Raw genomic sequence first — 14,815 nt, 5'->3', positions numbered from 1 at the left:
CCCCGCCATGCCCCGCCACAGCGGCATTTTCCGGTATGATAGCGGGCTTGCTCAACTTCGTCTTCAGGAGACCTTGTGACTCAGCTCAGCCCGGCCAACCTGGACCAGCACACGCCGATGATGCGCCAATACCTGACCATCAAGGCCCAGCATCCCGATGTCCTGCTGTTTTATCGCATGGGGGACTTCTACGAGCTGTTCTTCGACGACGCCAAGCGGGCGGCGGAGCTGCTGGACATCTCCCTCACCGCCCGCGGTCAGTCCGGCGGTGACCCCATCCCCATGGCCGGGGTGCCCTACCACGCAGTGGAGGGCTACCTGGCGCGGCTGGTTCAACAGGGGGAGTCGGTCGCCATCTGCGAACAGATCGGCGATCCGGCCACCAGCAAGGGGCCGGTGGAGCGTCAGGTGGTGCGCATCGTCACCCCGGGCACCGTCACCGACGAAGCGCTGCTGCAGGAGCGCCAGGACAACCTGCTGGCAGCGGTCTATGAGCTGCGGGGCCAATACGGTTACGCCACCCTGGACATCGGTTCCGGCCGCTTCGTGGTAACCGAACTGAACGACGCCGAAGCCCTGCAGGCGGAGCTGCAGCGCACCCGACCGGCGGAGCTGCTCTATCCCGAACTCTTTGCCCATATGGACCTTATCGAGTCCATCAAGGGGTGCCGCCGGCGACCGGAGTGGGAGTTTGAACTGGGCACCGCCCGCGCACTGTTGAACGACCAGTTTGGTACCCGGGATCTGAGCGGTTTTGGTGTCGAGCAGGACGAGCGCGCCCTGTGCGCCGCCGGCTGTCTGATGCAGTACGTCAAGGACACCCAACGCACCGCCCTGCCCCACATCCGCGCCATCCTCAAAGAACGCGATGGCGGCAGCATCGTACTGGATGCCGCCACCCGCAGGAACCTGGAGCTAACTCAAAACCTCTCCGGTGGGATGGACAATACCCTGGCCTCGGTACTGGATCGCACCACCACCGCCATGGGCGCCCGGCTGCTCAAACGCTGGTTACACCAGCCGTTGACCCAGCGCAGCGTGCTGGAGGGGCGACTGGATGCCGTCAGCCGGTTGAAGGTCGACGCCGCCTACCTGGCGCTGGCCGAAGATCTCAAGCCTGTGGGGGATCTGGAGCGGGTGCTGGCCCGCCTGGCCCTGCGCAGCGCCCGCCCCCGGGACATGAGCCGGCTGCGCCAGGCGCTGGGGCAGTTACCCCTGCTGCGGGATCAGCTCAGCGCCCTGGAGGGACGCCAGTTGGCCCAGCTTCATCAACAGCTCGGCGAGTTTCCCGAGCAGTTCGACCTGCTGAGTCGGGCCATCAAGGAGAACCCGCCGGTAGTGCTTCGCGACGGCGGCGTGCTGGCCGACGGCTACAGCGCCGAACTGGATGAGTTGCGGGCGCTTTCTCAGGGGGCCACCGACTACCTGCAGGAGCTGGAGCAGCGAGAGAAGGAGCGCAGCGGCATCGCCACCTTGAAGGTGGGCTACAACAAGGTGCACGGCTACTTTATCGAGGTGAGCCGGGCCCAATCCGCCCTGGTGCCGGCCAACTACATCCGTCGGCAAACCCTCAAGAACACCGAGCGCTACATCATCCCTGAGCTCAAGGAGCACGAGGACAAGGTGCTCACCAGTCAAAGCCAGGCCCTGGCACTGGAAAAGCGCCTCTACGACGAGCTGTTCGACCTGCTGCTGCCGGTGTTGCCGGCTTTGCAGGAGTGCGCCTCGGCCTGCGCTGAGCTGGACGTGCTGCAAAACCTGGCGGAGCGGGCCGACACCCTGGACTACCACCGCCCCCAGTTGAGCGAGCAACCCGGCCTGCAGATCGACGGTGGCCGCCACCCGGTAGTCGAGCAGGTGATGAGCGAACCCTTTATCGCCAACCCGGTGCTGCTCTCCCCCGAGCGGCGCATGCTGATCGTCACCGGCCCCAACATGGGGGGCAAGTCCACCTACATGCGCCAAACCGCGCTCATCACCCTGATGGCCCACATCGGCAGTTTCGTTCCCGCCGAGCACGCGCTCATCGGTCCGGTGGATCGGATCTTCACCCGAATCGGCGCCTCGGACGATCTCGCCTCGGGTCGTTCCACCTTTATGGTGGAGATGACCGAAACCGCCAACATCCTCAACAACGCCACCGAGCGCAGCCTGGTGCTGATGGATGAGATTGGCCGGGGCACCTCCACCTACGATGGGCTCTCCCTGGCCTGGGCCGCGGCCCAGCACCTGGCAAGCCAGATCAAGGCGATGACCCTGTTTGCCACCCACTACTTCGAGTTGACCCAGTTGCCGGAGCAGCTCGACGGGGTGTACAACGTCCACCTGGACGCGGTGGAACACGGCGACACCATCGCCTTTATGCACGCGGTGCAGGAGGGGCCGGCCAGCCGCAGTTATGGCCTGCAGGTGGCGGCCCTGGCCGGGGTGCCCAAGGTCGTGGTGCAGGCGGCGAAAAACCGTCTGGCCCTGTTGGAGCAGCAACCGACCCGTGACCCGGGCAGCGCCAGCGCTCCGGCGCAACTGGCCCTGCTGCCGGAGCCCCACCCGGTGGTGGGGGAACTGGAACGGTTGGATCCCGATGCCCTGACCCCCCGCCAGGCCCTGGATTGCCTCTACCGGCTCAAAGGCCAGCTCTGAGACCACAAAAAACGCCGCTCACTGAGCGGCGTTTTCTCATTTGGACGGGTTGCCCTTTAAGGTTTGAACAGGGATTCCACCGACAGGCCCTGTGAGCCGATCTGCTCCCGCAGACGACGCAGCGCCTCCACCTGAATCTGCCTCACCCTCTCCCGGGTCAGGCCAATCTCCCGTCCCACGTCCTCCAGGGTGGAGGGCTCATAACCCAGCAGACCAAACCGCCGTGCCAGCACTTCGCGTTGCTTGGAGTTCAGTTCACCCAGCCAGCGCACCACGGAGCCCTTGATGTCGTCATCCTGGGCCTGCACCTCGGGACAAACGCGATCGTCGTCGGCGATCACATCCAGCAGTGCCTTATCCGAATCGCCCCCGATGGGGGTATCCACGGAGCTGATCTTCTCGTTCAGCTTCAGCATCCGACTGACGTCTTCCACCGGCTTGTCCAGCTTCATGGCGATCTCTTCGGCCGTCGGCTCATGGTCCAGGGTATGGGCCAGCTCCCGAGCGGTCCGCAGGTAAACGTTCAGCTCTTTGACCACGTGGATCGGCAGACGGATGGTGCGGGTTTGGTTCATGATGGCCCGCTCTATGGTCTGACGGATCCACCAGGTGGCGTAGGTTGAGAAGCGGAAGCCGCGTTCCGGATCGAACTTCTCCACGGCGCGGATCAATCCAAGGTTCCCCTCTTCAATCAGATCCAGCAGTGCCAGGCCTCGATTGTTGTAACGGCGGGCAATCTTGACCACGAGACGCAGATTGCTCTCGATCATCCGGTTTCGGGACTTCGCACAGTCTCGCTGCGCCCGACGGGCGTAGTAGACTTCCTCTTCGGCCGTCAGCAAGGGGGAAAACCCGATCTCGCTGAGGTACAGCTGGGTGGCGTCCAGGTTCTTCTGAAGGTCATCCTGGACCAGTTGGTCTATGGTGGCTGAGGTGGTTTTTTCCTCAGTTTCGTTGGCTTCGACTTCTGCCGGGGTCCCCACAACCTCGGTACAGCTTAAATCGACGGCAGCCACATCATCAAAAGCGTTGCTCTTGCGATTCATTGGCTAATCTCCCAATTTGTCCCAAACCTAATCAATTCTCACGGTTTTTTCCTCCATGTTTGACAACCCTGACCCCGTCATTTTCGGGGTAAATAGTGTAACGGATCGACCGACTTGCCTTTGTAGCGTATCTCGAAGTGCAGCATGGCCCTGTCGGCGTCACTGTTCCCCACTTCGGCGATCTGCTGTCCAGCACTGACCCTTTGTTTTTCTTCGACCAGGATCCGCCTGTTGTGGGCGTAGGCACTGAGGTACTCATCGGAGTGTTTGATGATGATCAGTTTGCCATAGCCACGCAGAGCGCTCCCCGCGTACACCACCCGCCCTTCGGCGGCACTGCGCACCGGGGTTCCCGCTGCGGCAGCAATATCGAGTCCCTTGTTGCCCTGCTCCGTGGCCGAAAAACGGCGAACGATCTTGCCTTGAACAGGCCAGCGCCACTTGGCAACGCGGTCCGGTAATGCGGTGTCTCGCGGCGTCGACAGCGCACCGGGCTTGTTGCCGGTTTGTGAAGACGCCGATCCAGAATAACTAGGCTGCGAGGCAGGATCAACCGGTTTGATCTGTTGGTTTTCTGTGGGTGTTTTAGCGACTTGCCCTGTGGAGGCCGCGCCAGCTCTGGGTTTGGCGGGTGCCGGACGCGGCGTAGGGGCTGTTGATGAATTGTTAGCTCTTTGGTCAGATCCAGATAATCTAAGCATCTGACCTGGTCGGATCAGATAGGGGGCGCTGAGGTTATTGCGCTCCGCCAGGGAGCGAAAATCCTGGTCCGAGGCCCAGGCGATGGAGTAGAGGGTGTCCCCCGGTTGCACCCGGTAGCTCTGGCCCTGCAGGCTGCCCTTGGGGCGCTCCCGGTAGGTCTGGCCGGTGTAGAGGCTCTCCACCGGCGCCGGGTCTTGGCTGTGAAAACTGCAGCCCCCGAGCAACAGCAGCGTCAGCGGTCCGAACCGTCTGATCCGCTGGGCGAGGCTGCCGAGCCGGGCCATCTACTCGGTCTCTCCCGGCACCAGGGGCACGAAGCGCACCGCCTCGACGTCCTGGCTGACCCACTCGTCGCCCACCCGATCGATCACCCGCAGCACCTGGTAGTGATCCCCCACCGGGATCACCAGGCGTCCGCTGTCGGCCAACTGGGCCAGCAGCGCCGGCGGCACCTCACTGGCCGCCGCGGTCACCAGGATCCCGCCGAAGGGGGCTTTACTGGGCCACCCCTGCCAACCATCCCCGTACTTGAAGGCGATGTTGTGCAGGTCCAGCTGCTTGAGGCGGCGCCGGGCCAGGATCTGCAAGCTTTTGATCCGCTCCACGGTGCACAGCTGCGGCACCAGGCTGGCCAGGATCGCCGCCTGATATCCGGAGCCTGTGCCGATCTCCAGCACCGGACCCGGGCCCAAGCGCTCCAACAGCAGTTCGGTCATGCGGGCCACAATGTAGGGCTGGGAGATGGTCTGGCCCTGACCGATGGGCAGGGCGGTGTTCTCCCAGGCCCGCAGCGCCAGGCCGCCGTCCACGAACAGCTGGCGCGGGGTCTGGGTGATCGCCTGCAGCACGCGAGGGTCTCGGATCCCCCCCTCCTGCAGTTGCTGACTCAATCGAGAACCGTAAGCCATGGCGGGTCCGTTCATAGGGCGTCGAACCAGCGGGACAGAGTGGTCAGCTGGCTGTGGGCGGTGAGATCCACCGTCAGTGGCGTCACCGACACGAAGCCGTTGGCCACCGCATGAAAGTCGGTGCCCTCGCCGGCGTCCTGCTCCACCCCAGGGGGACCAAGCCAGTAGACGTCTCGGCCGGCGGGGTCCTGGGTTTTCACCATCCCCTCCGCCTTGTGGCGGGCACCGAGGCGCGTCACCTTGATCCCCTGGATCTCCGCCAGGGGCAGATCCGGCACATTGATATTGAGGATCTGCTCCCGGGGCAGCGGATTGTGGAGCAGGCCTTTGACGATGCGGGCGGTGATGGCCGCGGCGGTGTCGTAGTGCTCCAACTTGCGCCCCACCAGGGAGACGGCAATGGTGGGCAGGCCCAGGTGGCGCCCCTCCATGGCGGCCGCCACCGTACCGGAGTAGAGGGTATCGTCCCCCAGGTTGGCCCCGGCGTTGATGCCGGAAACCACCAGATCCGGCTCACCGTCCATCAGCTCGCGGATCGCCAGATGGACGCAGTCGGTGGGGGTGCCGTTGACCTGGATGTAGCCGTTGTCCAGTTGCTGGGCCCGCAGGGGGTTGGTCAGCGTCAGGGAGTTGGACGCCCCGGAGCAGTTGCGATCCGGCGCCACGGTCACGGTTTCGGCAAGGGCGGACAGGGCGTCGCTCAGGGCCTTGATCCCCGGGGCGTGGACGCCATCGTCGTTGCTGACAAGTATCTTCATAATCCGCCTATTGTTATTCATTTTCAGTACGCAGCTCAACGGCTTGCGCATCCTGATAGCGCACCAGTTCCCGCAGGACGCTGGTGGCAAAGGCCCCCGGTGGCAGGACAAACTCCAGCCACAGCAGACCCTCCTGCCACTGGTGGCGGAACTGCTCGGGTTTGAGCAGCAACCGGCGCCGGTCCGGATCCACCCGGGCCCCCTTGAGGCCCTCCAGCAGGGGTGCGAAGGGCGCCAGCACCTCGGCTTCAAAAGCTTCCGCATCGCCGGCACTCAACAGAGGGCCATCGCCGGGCATGGGGGCGGAGAGCTCAATGTCGCCCTCCTCGAGGCGGGCGAGATGGGTCGCGTCCCACTGCTCGGCCACAAAGAAGCTGTTGCTGCCGGCCAGCATGACGGCGTCACCGGCCAGGGGCGCCAGCCCCTGGTTGGCCAGCCGGGCGGAGACCACCTGGTTGAACAGGTAGCTACGGGCGGCGGAGAGGTAGATGCTGCGCTTGTTGCGATCCTTCACCTTGCGACCGCCGAACATCTGGGCAGCGCGCTCGACGTTCTGACCGCCGTGACCGAAACGCTGCTCACCGAAGTAGTTGGGCACCCCCTGGGCCACCTGGGCCAGGCGGGCGGTCAGGGCCGGGCTCTCACTCAGTCCCGCCACCGCAATGCGAAAGCGGTTGCCGGCCAGGGCGCCGGTGCGCAGCTTGCGGCCGTGGCGGTGGGCCGCCAGCAGGGTGATGCGCTCGTCGTTCAACTCGTGCCACTGGGGCTCCACCTTGCCGGGGATCCGCACCGACAGCCATTGGCGGGTGACGCCGTGTCGGTCCTTGAGGCCGGCCCAGCTGACGTCCCGGGCGGGCACGCCGGCGAAGCGGGCCAGGGTCTTGGCCAGATGATGGGTGGTGAGGTCCCGTTTCTCGATGTGCAGCAGGTGGTGTTCACCGGCGCCGTCCGGGGTGAAGGGCAGCAGCTCGTCCACCTGGAAATGTTCGGCCTGACTGCGGATCCGGCCCTCGGCCTCGGGGAGGCCGTACAGATGGTGCCACTGGGGCAGGGTGTAATCAGTCATGGGTCAGCAGCACCACAGCTTCGGTGGCGATCCCCTCACCGCGGCCGGTAAAGCCCAGGCGTTCGGTGGTGGTTGCCTTAACGTTGATGCGATCCCGCTCGGTGTCGAGATCCGCGGCCAGGGTATCGCGCATCGCTTCGATGTGCGGGGCCATCTTGGGCATCTGGGCAATGATGGTGACGTCCAGGTTGCCCAGGCGGTAGCCCTTGTTCCGCACCAGTTCGAAGCAGTGGCGCAGCAGCACTCGGCTGTCGGCCCCCTCGAAGGCGGGATCGGTATCGGGAAAGTGGCGCCCGATGTCGCCCAGGGCCAGGGCCCCCAACAGGGCGTCGCTGACCGCGTGCAGCACCACGTCTCCATCGGAGTGGGCCAGCAGGCCCTGCTCGAAGGGCACGCTGACGCCCCCCAGGGTCAGGGGCCCATCACCACCAAATTTGTGTACGTCGAATCCGTGTCCAATTCGCATTCTCAAGCCTCTTGACTGGCTAAAAACAGCTGCGCCAGGCGCAGGTCGTCGGGGTGGGTGATCTTGATGTTGTCCGGGCGACCGGCCACCAGGGCCGGGTGCCAGCCCTCCCGCTCCATGGCGGAGGCTTCGTCGGTGATGACCGCCCCCGCCTGCTCGGCCCGCGTCAGTGCGTCGCGCAAGGCCTGGGCCGGGAACAGCTGTGGCGTCAGGGCGTGCCACAGGCGCTCCCTTGCCACAGTATGGTCGATGCCACCTTCACCGTTGGCCCGCTTCATGGTGTCGCGCACCGGCGCCGCCAGGATGGCGCCCTGCTCGCCGGGAAAGGCCAGCAGCTTGTCAATGTCCGAGTGGCTCAGGCAGGGGCGCGCGGCGTCGTGCACCAGCGCCCACGCCTCGGGCTCGGGGATCGCCGCCAGGGCCAGGCGCACCGAGTCGGCGCGCTCGGCGCCACCCTCGACCCGCAACAGCCTGGGGTGGTTCGCCTCCTCCAGGTCAGCGAAATACCCATCCTCCGGCCCCAGCGCCACGATCACCCGATGGATCCTCGGGTGGTTCAGCAGCAGTGCCAGGGTGTGAGAGAGGATGGGCCGACCGTTGAGCGTCAGGTACTGCTTGGGCCGGTTGGCGCCCATGCGCTTGCCGACACCGGCGGCGGGCACCACGGCGTAGAGGAGAGAGGTGGGATTCAGGGGCATGAAGACTCCGCAAACAACATCAGGACTGGGGCCGGCGGATCACCCGGTAGAACTGCTCGCCTTCGCGGACCATGCCCAGCTCATGACGGGCCCGCTCCTCGACGGCATCGAGCCCTTCGCGGAGATCGTCGATCTCCCGCTGCAGCACCTGGTTGCGCTCCACCAGTTCGGCGTTGCCGTCCAGCTGGCGCTGGATCTGTTCCTGCAGGCGCACCACCTCGCGCAGGCTGTTCTCCCCCGCCCACAGGCGGTACTGCAAAGCCAGCAGCAATATGGTCAACACCAGCAAAAGGATCCGCATCTGTCCTGCCCCACTCCGTTATTCAAAAGATCTTGGCGCAAGCGCCGGAAAAAGAAAAGCAAAAAGCCGCCCGAAGGCGGCTTTTCTGGTCAGGAGCAGTGCCCTTAGGTCTGGCCGTTCACCTCGGAGCGGCCGCGGTAGGGGGCCTGCTCACCCAGCTGCTCCTCGATGCGCAGCAGCTGGTTGTACTTGGCGACGCGGTCGGAGCGGCACAGGGAGCCGGTCTTGATCTGGCCGGCGGCGGTGCCCACCGCCAGATCGGCGATGGTGGCGTCCTCGGTTTCACCGGAGCGGTGGGAGATCACCGCGGTGAAGCCGGCGTCCTTGGCCATCTTGATGGCGTCCAGGGTCTCGGACAGGGAGCCGATCTGGTTGAACTTGATGAGGATGGCGTTGCCGATCTTGTTGTCGATACCGCGCTTGAGGATCTTGGTGTTGGTGACGAACAGGTCGTCGCCCACCAGCTGGATCTTGTCGCCCAGGATCTGGGTCTGGTAGGCCCAGCCATCCCAGTCGGACTCGTCCAGGCCATCCTCGATGGAGATGATGGGGTAGCGCGCGGTCAGGTCCGCCAGGTAGTCGGAGAAGCCGTTGGCGTCGAAGCTCTTGCCCTCCCCCGCCAGCACGTACTGGCCGTCTTTGTAGAACTCGGAGGCGGCGCAGTCCAGGGCCAGGGTCACGTCGGTGCCCAGCACGTAGCCGGCCGCTTCCACCGCTTCTTTGATCACCGCCAGGGCGTCGGCGTTGGAGGCCAGGTTGGGGGCAAAGCCGCCCTCGTCACCCACCGCGGTGTTTAGCCCCTTGGCGGAGAGCACCTTTTTCAGGGCGTGGAAGATCTCGGCGCCCATGCGCAGGCCTTCGCGGAAGTTCGGCGCGGAGACCGGCTGGATCATGAACTCCTGGATGTCGACGTTGTTGTCGGCGTGCTCACCACCGTTGAGGATGTTCATCATCGGCAGGGGCATGGAGTAGACCCCCGGGGTGCCGTTGAGCTCGGCGATGTGGGCGTACAGGGGCATCCCCTTGGCGGCCGCGGCGGCCTTGGCGGCGGCCAGGGAGACCGCCAGGATGGCGTTGGCGCCCAGCTTGTCTTTGTTCTCTGTGCCGTCCAGGTCGATCATCACCTGGTCGAGGGCGCGCTGCTGGAGGGCGTCCTGGCCGATCAGGGCATCGGCGATGGGGCCGTTGACGTTGGCCACGGCCTTGAGCACGCCTTTACCCAGGTAACGGGACTTGTCACCGTCGCGCAGTTCCAGGGCTTCGCGGGTGCCGGTGGAGGCGCCGGACGGCGCACAGGCCATGCCGATAAAGCCCCCTTCCAGGTGCACTTCCGCTTCCACCGTGGGGTTACCACGGGAATCCATCACTTCACGGCCCAGTACCTTGACGATTTTAGCCATCATTAGCTTCCTCAGTGTTTTCCAAAAACAGAAAAGCCGGACCCTCGGGCCCGGCTTAGTAAATCAGGTTCAGCTGACGCTTTTGCTGAACTCACCCGCCGCCTTGACGAAGCCCTCGAACAGAGGGTGCCCGTCCCGCGGGGTGGAGGTGAATTCGGGGTGGAACTGCCCGGCCACGAAGAAAGGATGGCTGGGGATCTCGATCATCTCCACCAACTTCTTGTCTGCGGAGAGACCGGAGAACACCAGGCCTGCCTTTTCCAGCTTTTCACGATAGTGGTTGTTCACTTCGTAGCGGTGACGGTGGCGCTCGACGCAGGTGTCGTTGCCGTACAGGGCGTGGGCCTTGGTGCCCGGGATCAGGTGGCACAGCTGCGCACCCAGGCGCATGGTGCCCCCCAGATCGGAGCTCTCGGAGCGCTCCTCCACGTTGCCCTCGGCGTCCAGCCACTCGGTGATGAGGCCCACCACCTGGTGCTTGGAGCTCTTGTCGAACTCGGAGGAGTGGGCGCCCTTGAGGCCGGCCATGTTGCGGGCGTACTCGATCAGCGCCACCTGCATCCCCAGGCAGATCCCAAAGTAAGGCAGGTTGTTCTCACGGGCAAAGCGGGCGGCCTGGATCTTGCCTTCCACACCACGCTCGCCGAAACCGCCGGGCACCAGGATCCCGTCGATCCCCTGCAGGGCCTCTTCGCCCTTGGACTCCACGTCCTGGGAATCGATGTACTTGATGTTGACCTGCAGACGGTTCTTCAGACCGGCGTGCTTGAGCGCTTCGTTGACGGACTTGTAAGCGTCCGGCAGCTCCACGTATTTGCCCACCATGCCGATGGTGACTTCGCCGGTGGGGTTGGCCTCTTCGTAGATCACCTTCTCCCACTCGTTCAGATCCGCGTCCGGGCTGTTCAGGCCGAAGCGCTGCACGAACAGGTCGTCCACGCCCTGGGATTTGAGCAGGGCCGGGATCTTGTAGATGCTGTCCACGTCCTTCATGGACACCACCGCCTTCTCCTGCACGTTGCAGAACAGGGCGATCTTCTTGCGCTCGTTGGCGGGGATGGCGCGGTCGGAGCGGCACACCAGCACGTCCGGCTGAATGCCGATGGAGAGCAGCTCTTTAACGGAGTGCTGGGTGGGCTTGGTTTTCACCTCGCCGGCGGCGGCCAGGTAGGGCACCAGGGTCAGGTGCATGAACATGGCCCGCTCGCGGCCCAGTTCCACCGCCAGCTGACGCAGGGCTTCGAGGAACGGCAGGGACTCGATGTCCCCCACGGTGCCGCCCACCTCAACGATGGCCACGTCGTGACCCTCGGCACCGGCGATCACCCGCTCCTTGATGGCGTTGGTGATGTGGGGGATCACCTGGATGGTGGCCCCCAGGTAGTCACCGCGGCGCTCTTTGCGCAGCACGTCGGAGTAGATCCGGCCGGTGGTGAAGTTGTTGCGCTTGGTCATCTTGGTGCGGATGAAGCGCTCGTAGTGGCCCAGGTCCAGATCGGTCTCGGCGCCATCCTCGGTGACAAACACCTCCCCATGCTGAGTGGGGCTCATGGTGCCCGGATCCACGTTGATGTAGGGATCCAGTTTCATGATGGTGACGTTGAGGCCGCGGGCCTCCAGCAAGGCAGCCACGGACGCGGCCGCAATACCTTTACCCAAGGAGGAGACCACCCCGCCCGTAACGAAGATGTAGTTTGTAGTCATGCTGAACCTGAGAAAATTGGGAACTTCGTGGCATCGCAGGGGCTGCGATAACCACTAATAGGACGGGAGCACATTATACCAGAGCCTCCCAGAGCGAACAATTGTCGACGCTCTTATTCCTGCTTTTCCCTGGCCTTAATCGACTGCCAAAACGCCTCCAGTTGGTCGAGCCCGGCCTCCTGTGGCTCAACCCCGGCCTCGGCGCAGCAGCCCTCCACCTGGCGGAAGCGGCGCTCGAACTTGGCATTGGCCCGGCGCAGGGCCTGCTCAGGGTCCACCTTGAGGTGACGGGCCAGGTTGGTGACGGCAAACAGCAGGTCCCCCATCTCCTCCTCCACCCGGGCCGGTTCGACCACGGCCTGGCGGGTCTCCGCCATCACCTCGTCGATCTCCTCGGCCACCTTCGCCACCACAGGCTCCAGGCTATCCCAGTCAAACCCCACCCGGGAGGCGCGCTTCTGCAGCTTGACGCTGCGGGAGAGGGCCGGCAGGTTCAGCGGCACGTTGTCCAGCGCCGAGTGCTGGGCCTTGTCGGCCCGTTCCTGGGCCTTGCCGCTCTCCCAGTTGGCCTTGATGGTGGCCTCGTCCACCTCAAGCCCGGCGAACACGTGGGGGTGGCGATGGACCAGCTTGTCGTTAAGCTGGGCCACCACCGCGAGAAAGTCGAACTGACCCCGCTCCTCGGCGATGCGGGCGTAGAACACCACCTGGAACAGCAGATCCCCCAGCTCTCCGGGCAGCTCCGCCCAATCGCCCCGCTCGATGGTGTCGGCCACCTCGTAGGCCTCCTCCAGGGTGTGGGGCACTATGGTTTCGAAGGTCTGCTTGCGGTCCCAGGGGCAGCCCTGCTCCGGATGGCGCAGGGCGGCCATGATGGCCAGCAAGCGTTCGATGGGGTGCTCAGGCAGGGCAAGGGTCACAGTCGTTTGGCCTCGATGACGCCGGGCAGCTGACTCAGGCGGCTTAAGATCCGGCTTAGGGATTCCATGTTGTAGAGCTCCATCTTGAGATCGATGGCGGCGGTCTGCTGCTTGGTGTCGGAGTGGCTGCGCATCTCCAGCACGTTGCTCTTCTCGTTGGCCAGCAAGGTGGTGACGTCCCGCAGCAAACCGGAGCGGTCGTTGGCCACCACCCGCAGGCTGACGCTGTGGCCACCGCTGTAGTTCTCGCCCCAGACCACCTCGACCCCCCGCTCCGGGTGGCGCTCCAGCAGACCGGCCAGCTGCTCACAGGACTCCCGATGTACCGAGACGCCGCGGCCCTGGGTGATGTAGCCGTAGATGGTGTCGCCAGGCAAGGGCTCACAGCACTTGGCCATGTGGGTCATCAGGTTGCCGACGCCGTTGACCTCGATGTGGCCCTGGCTGCGGCGGCGCGCCGCCGGCTTGCTGATCAGCTCCTCCAGGGCCTGCTCTTCGTCGAACTCCTCGCGCTGCAGACGGCTTTGCAGGTGGTTGACCACCTGGTTGAGGCGCACGTCGCCGCCGCCGATGGCCGCCAGCAGGTCATCCAGGGTGTGCATATTGAACCGCTCGATGGCGGAGTCGGTGTCCGCCAGGGTCAGCCCCACCTTGGTCAGCTCCGCCTCCAGCATCTCCCGGCCGGCCACCAGGTTCTTGTCCTTGTCCTGCTGCTTGAACCAGCTCTGGATCTTGCCCCGGGCCCGGCTGGTCTTGATGTAGCCCAGGTTGGGGTTGAGCCAGTCGCGCTTGGGATTGGGCTGCTTGGCGGTGATGATCTCCACCCGCTGGCCGGTCTCCACCAAGGTGGTGAAGGGCACAATACGGCCGTCGATCTTGGCGCCGATGCACTTGTGGCCCACCTGGGAGTGGATGTAGTAGGCAAAGTCCAGCACCGTGGAGCCGGCGGGCAGATCCACCACCTCCCCCTTGGGGGTGAAGATGTAGACCCGGTCTTCGAACACCTGGGAGCGGATCTCCTCCACCAGGTTGCCGGACTCCACCACGTCCTCCTGCCAGGCGAGGATCTTGCGCAGCCAGTTGATCTTGTCCTCGAACCCGCTGGTTTTGCTGCCGCCGCTGCCCTCTTTGTACTTCCAGTGGGCGGCGACCCCCAGCTCGGCGTCTTCGTGCATCGCCCGGGTGCGGATCTGGATCTCCACCGTCTTGCCCTGGGGGCCCATCACCACGGTGTGGATGGACTGGTAACCGTTGGGCTTGGGGGTGGCGATGTAGTCGTCAAATTCGTTGGGCAGGTGGTGCCAGTGGGTGTGCACCACGCCCAGGGCGCCGTAGCAGTCCTGCAGCCGCTCGGCGATGATGCGCACGGCGCGCACGTCGAACAGCTCGTCGAAGGCCAGGTTCTTCTTCTGCATCTTTCGCCAGATGCTGTAGATGTGCTTGGGCCTGCCGGAGACTTCGGCGCGGATCGCCTCGTCGTCCAGCGAGGCCTGCAGCCCGGAGACGAACTGGTCGATGTACTGCTCCCGGTCCAGCCGTTTGCCGTCCAGCCAGCGGGCGATCTCCATGTAGGTGTCCGGGTGCAGGTAGCGGAAGGCGAGATCCTCCAGCTCCCACTTGAGCTGACCGATCCCCAGCCGGTTGGCCAGGGGAGCGTGCACGTCGCGCACCTCCCGGGCCAGCACCACCCGGGTCTCCTCGTCGGCGTTTTTCACCTCCCGCAGCAAGACCACGGCCTCCGCCAGCTTGATCACCACGGCGCGCACGTCCTCCACCATGGCCAGCAGCATCTTGCGCAGGTTCTCAATCTGGTTGCTGCCCGGGGCACTCTGCTGACGCAGGGTGCGGATGGCGTCCATCACCACCACCGACTGCACCAGGGTGGCCATGGCGGTGCCCTGGCGCTCCTCCAGGGTTTCCCCGTCCAGCAGGCCGGCGTCCAGCATGACGTAGAGCAGGCTGGCCTTGAGGGTATCCAGGTCCATATTGAGGGGCAGCAGGATCTCGATCATCTCCCGGGCCCGCATCAGCAGGGCCTGGTGTTGCTCGCTGTCTTCGCTGGGCAGGGCTTCGCACTCCTGGTAGCACTGGGCCAGCACCTGCTGCTGGGAATGGGTGAGGTCGAGTCCCTCCAGCCACTGGACCAGGGCCTGGGGGGATTCTCCAAAGTGGATTTGACGGACCGATACCATGGTGTGCGTTCCCC

At 64.8% G+C, this 14,815-nt stretch carries 13 protein-coding genes; 1 reads left to right on the top strand and 12 read right to left on the bottom strand.

What is annotated here, in order from left to right; translation table 11 throughout:
* The first annotated feature begins 117 nt into the window (after positions 1-117).
* A complete protein-coding gene (gene mutS / locus KUV81_RS00315; RefSeq protein WP_222543316.1) occupies positions 118-2,640 on the top strand; it encodes a DNA mismatch repair protein MutS in 2,523 nt (840 codons plus the stop codon).
* 56 nt (positions 2,641-2,696) lie between these two features.
* Here the strand turns inward: mutS and rpoS are convergent, their stop codons facing one another.
* From rpoS to relA, 12 genes are all read right to left on the bottom strand, one after another.
* Positions 2,697-3,686 (bottom strand): RNA polymerase sigma factor RpoS, encoded by a 990-nt coding sequence (gene rpoS, locus KUV81_RS00310; protein ID WP_222541852.1) that lies wholly within the window; start codon positions 3,684-3,686, stop codon positions 2,697-2,699.
* A gap of 77 nt (positions 3,687-3,763) precedes the next feature.
* A complete protein-coding gene (locus tag KUV81_RS00305; protein ID WP_222541851.1) occupies positions 3,764-4,672 on the bottom strand; it encodes a peptidoglycan DD-metalloendopeptidase family protein in 909 nt (302 codons plus the stop codon).
* The gene (locus tag KUV81_RS00300; RefSeq protein WP_222541850.1) at positions 4,673-5,311 is read right to left on the bottom strand and encodes a protein-L-isoaspartate(D-aspartate) O-methyltransferase; all 639 of its coding nucleotides are present in this window, start codon (positions 5,309-5,311) and stop codon (positions 4,673-4,675) included.
* A complete protein-coding gene (gene surE, locus KUV81_RS00295) occupies positions 5,308-6,057 on the bottom strand; it encodes a 5'/3'-nucleotidase SurE (RefSeq protein ID WP_222543315.1) in 750 nt (249 codons plus the stop codon). Before surE ends, KUV81_RS00300 begins: the two co-directional genes overlap by 4 nt.
* Before the next feature lie 10 nt (positions 6,058-6,067).
* Positions 6,068-7,120: a tRNA pseudouridine(13) synthase TruD gene (truD, locus tag KUV81_RS00290; protein WP_222541849.1), complete on the bottom strand. Its 1,053-nt coding sequence runs from the start codon at positions 7,118-7,120 to the stop codon at positions 6,068-6,070.
* Positions 7,113-7,592 (bottom strand): 2-C-methyl-D-erythritol 2,4-cyclodiphosphate synthase, encoded by a 480-nt coding sequence (gene ispF / locus KUV81_RS00285; protein WP_222541848.1) that lies wholly within the window; start codon positions 7,590-7,592, stop codon positions 7,113-7,115. Before ispF ends, truD begins: the two co-directional genes overlap by 8 nt.
* Positions 7,589-8,284, bottom strand: coding sequence for a 2-C-methyl-D-erythritol 4-phosphate cytidylyltransferase (gene ispD / locus KUV81_RS00280; RefSeq protein WP_222541847.1), 696 nt, complete (start codon positions 8,282-8,284; stop codon positions 7,589-7,591). The genes ispF and ispD overlap by 4 nt, the downstream gene beginning before the upstream one ends.
* A 19-nt stretch (positions 8,285-8,303) precedes the next feature.
* Complete coding sequence (gene ftsB / locus KUV81_RS00275; protein ID WP_222541846.1) at positions 8,304-8,585, bottom strand: cell division protein FtsB; 282 nt, start codon at positions 8,583-8,585, stop codon at positions 8,304-8,306.
* Positions 8,586-8,689: 104 nt separating this feature from the next.
* Positions 8,690-9,985, bottom strand: a complete 1,296-nt coding sequence (gene eno, locus KUV81_RS00270) for a phosphopyruvate hydratase (RefSeq protein ID WP_222541845.1) — start codon at positions 9,983-9,985, stop codon at positions 8,690-8,692.
* Positions 9,986-10,054: 69 nt separating this feature from the next.
* Positions 10,055-11,689 carry a CTP synthase gene (locus tag KUV81_RS00265; protein ID WP_222541844.1) on the bottom strand — a complete coding sequence of 545 codons (1,635 nt, stop codon included), beginning with the start codon at positions 11,687-11,689 and terminating at the stop codon, positions 10,055-10,057.
* A gap of 113 nt (positions 11,690-11,802) precedes the next feature.
* Positions 11,803-12,609 (bottom strand): nucleoside triphosphate pyrophosphohydrolase, encoded by an 807-nt coding sequence (gene mazG, locus KUV81_RS00260; RefSeq protein ID WP_222541843.1) that lies wholly within the window; start codon positions 12,607-12,609, stop codon positions 11,803-11,805.
* Positions 12,606-14,801 (bottom strand): GTP diphosphokinase, encoded by a 2,196-nt coding sequence (gene relA / locus KUV81_RS00255; protein WP_222541842.1) that lies wholly within the window; start codon positions 14,799-14,801, stop codon positions 12,606-12,608. Before relA ends, mazG begins: the two co-directional genes overlap by 4 nt.
* Positions 14,802-14,815 lie beyond the last annotated feature (14 nt).

Origin of the sequence: Ferrimonas balearica (genome assembly GCF_019802085.1) — a bacterium.
GTDB classification, from domain to species: domain Bacteria; phylum Pseudomonadota; class Gammaproteobacteria; order Enterobacterales; family Shewanellaceae; genus Ferrimonas; species Ferrimonas balearica_B.
This window is presented reverse-complemented; position numbering and strand designations above follow the sequence as displayed.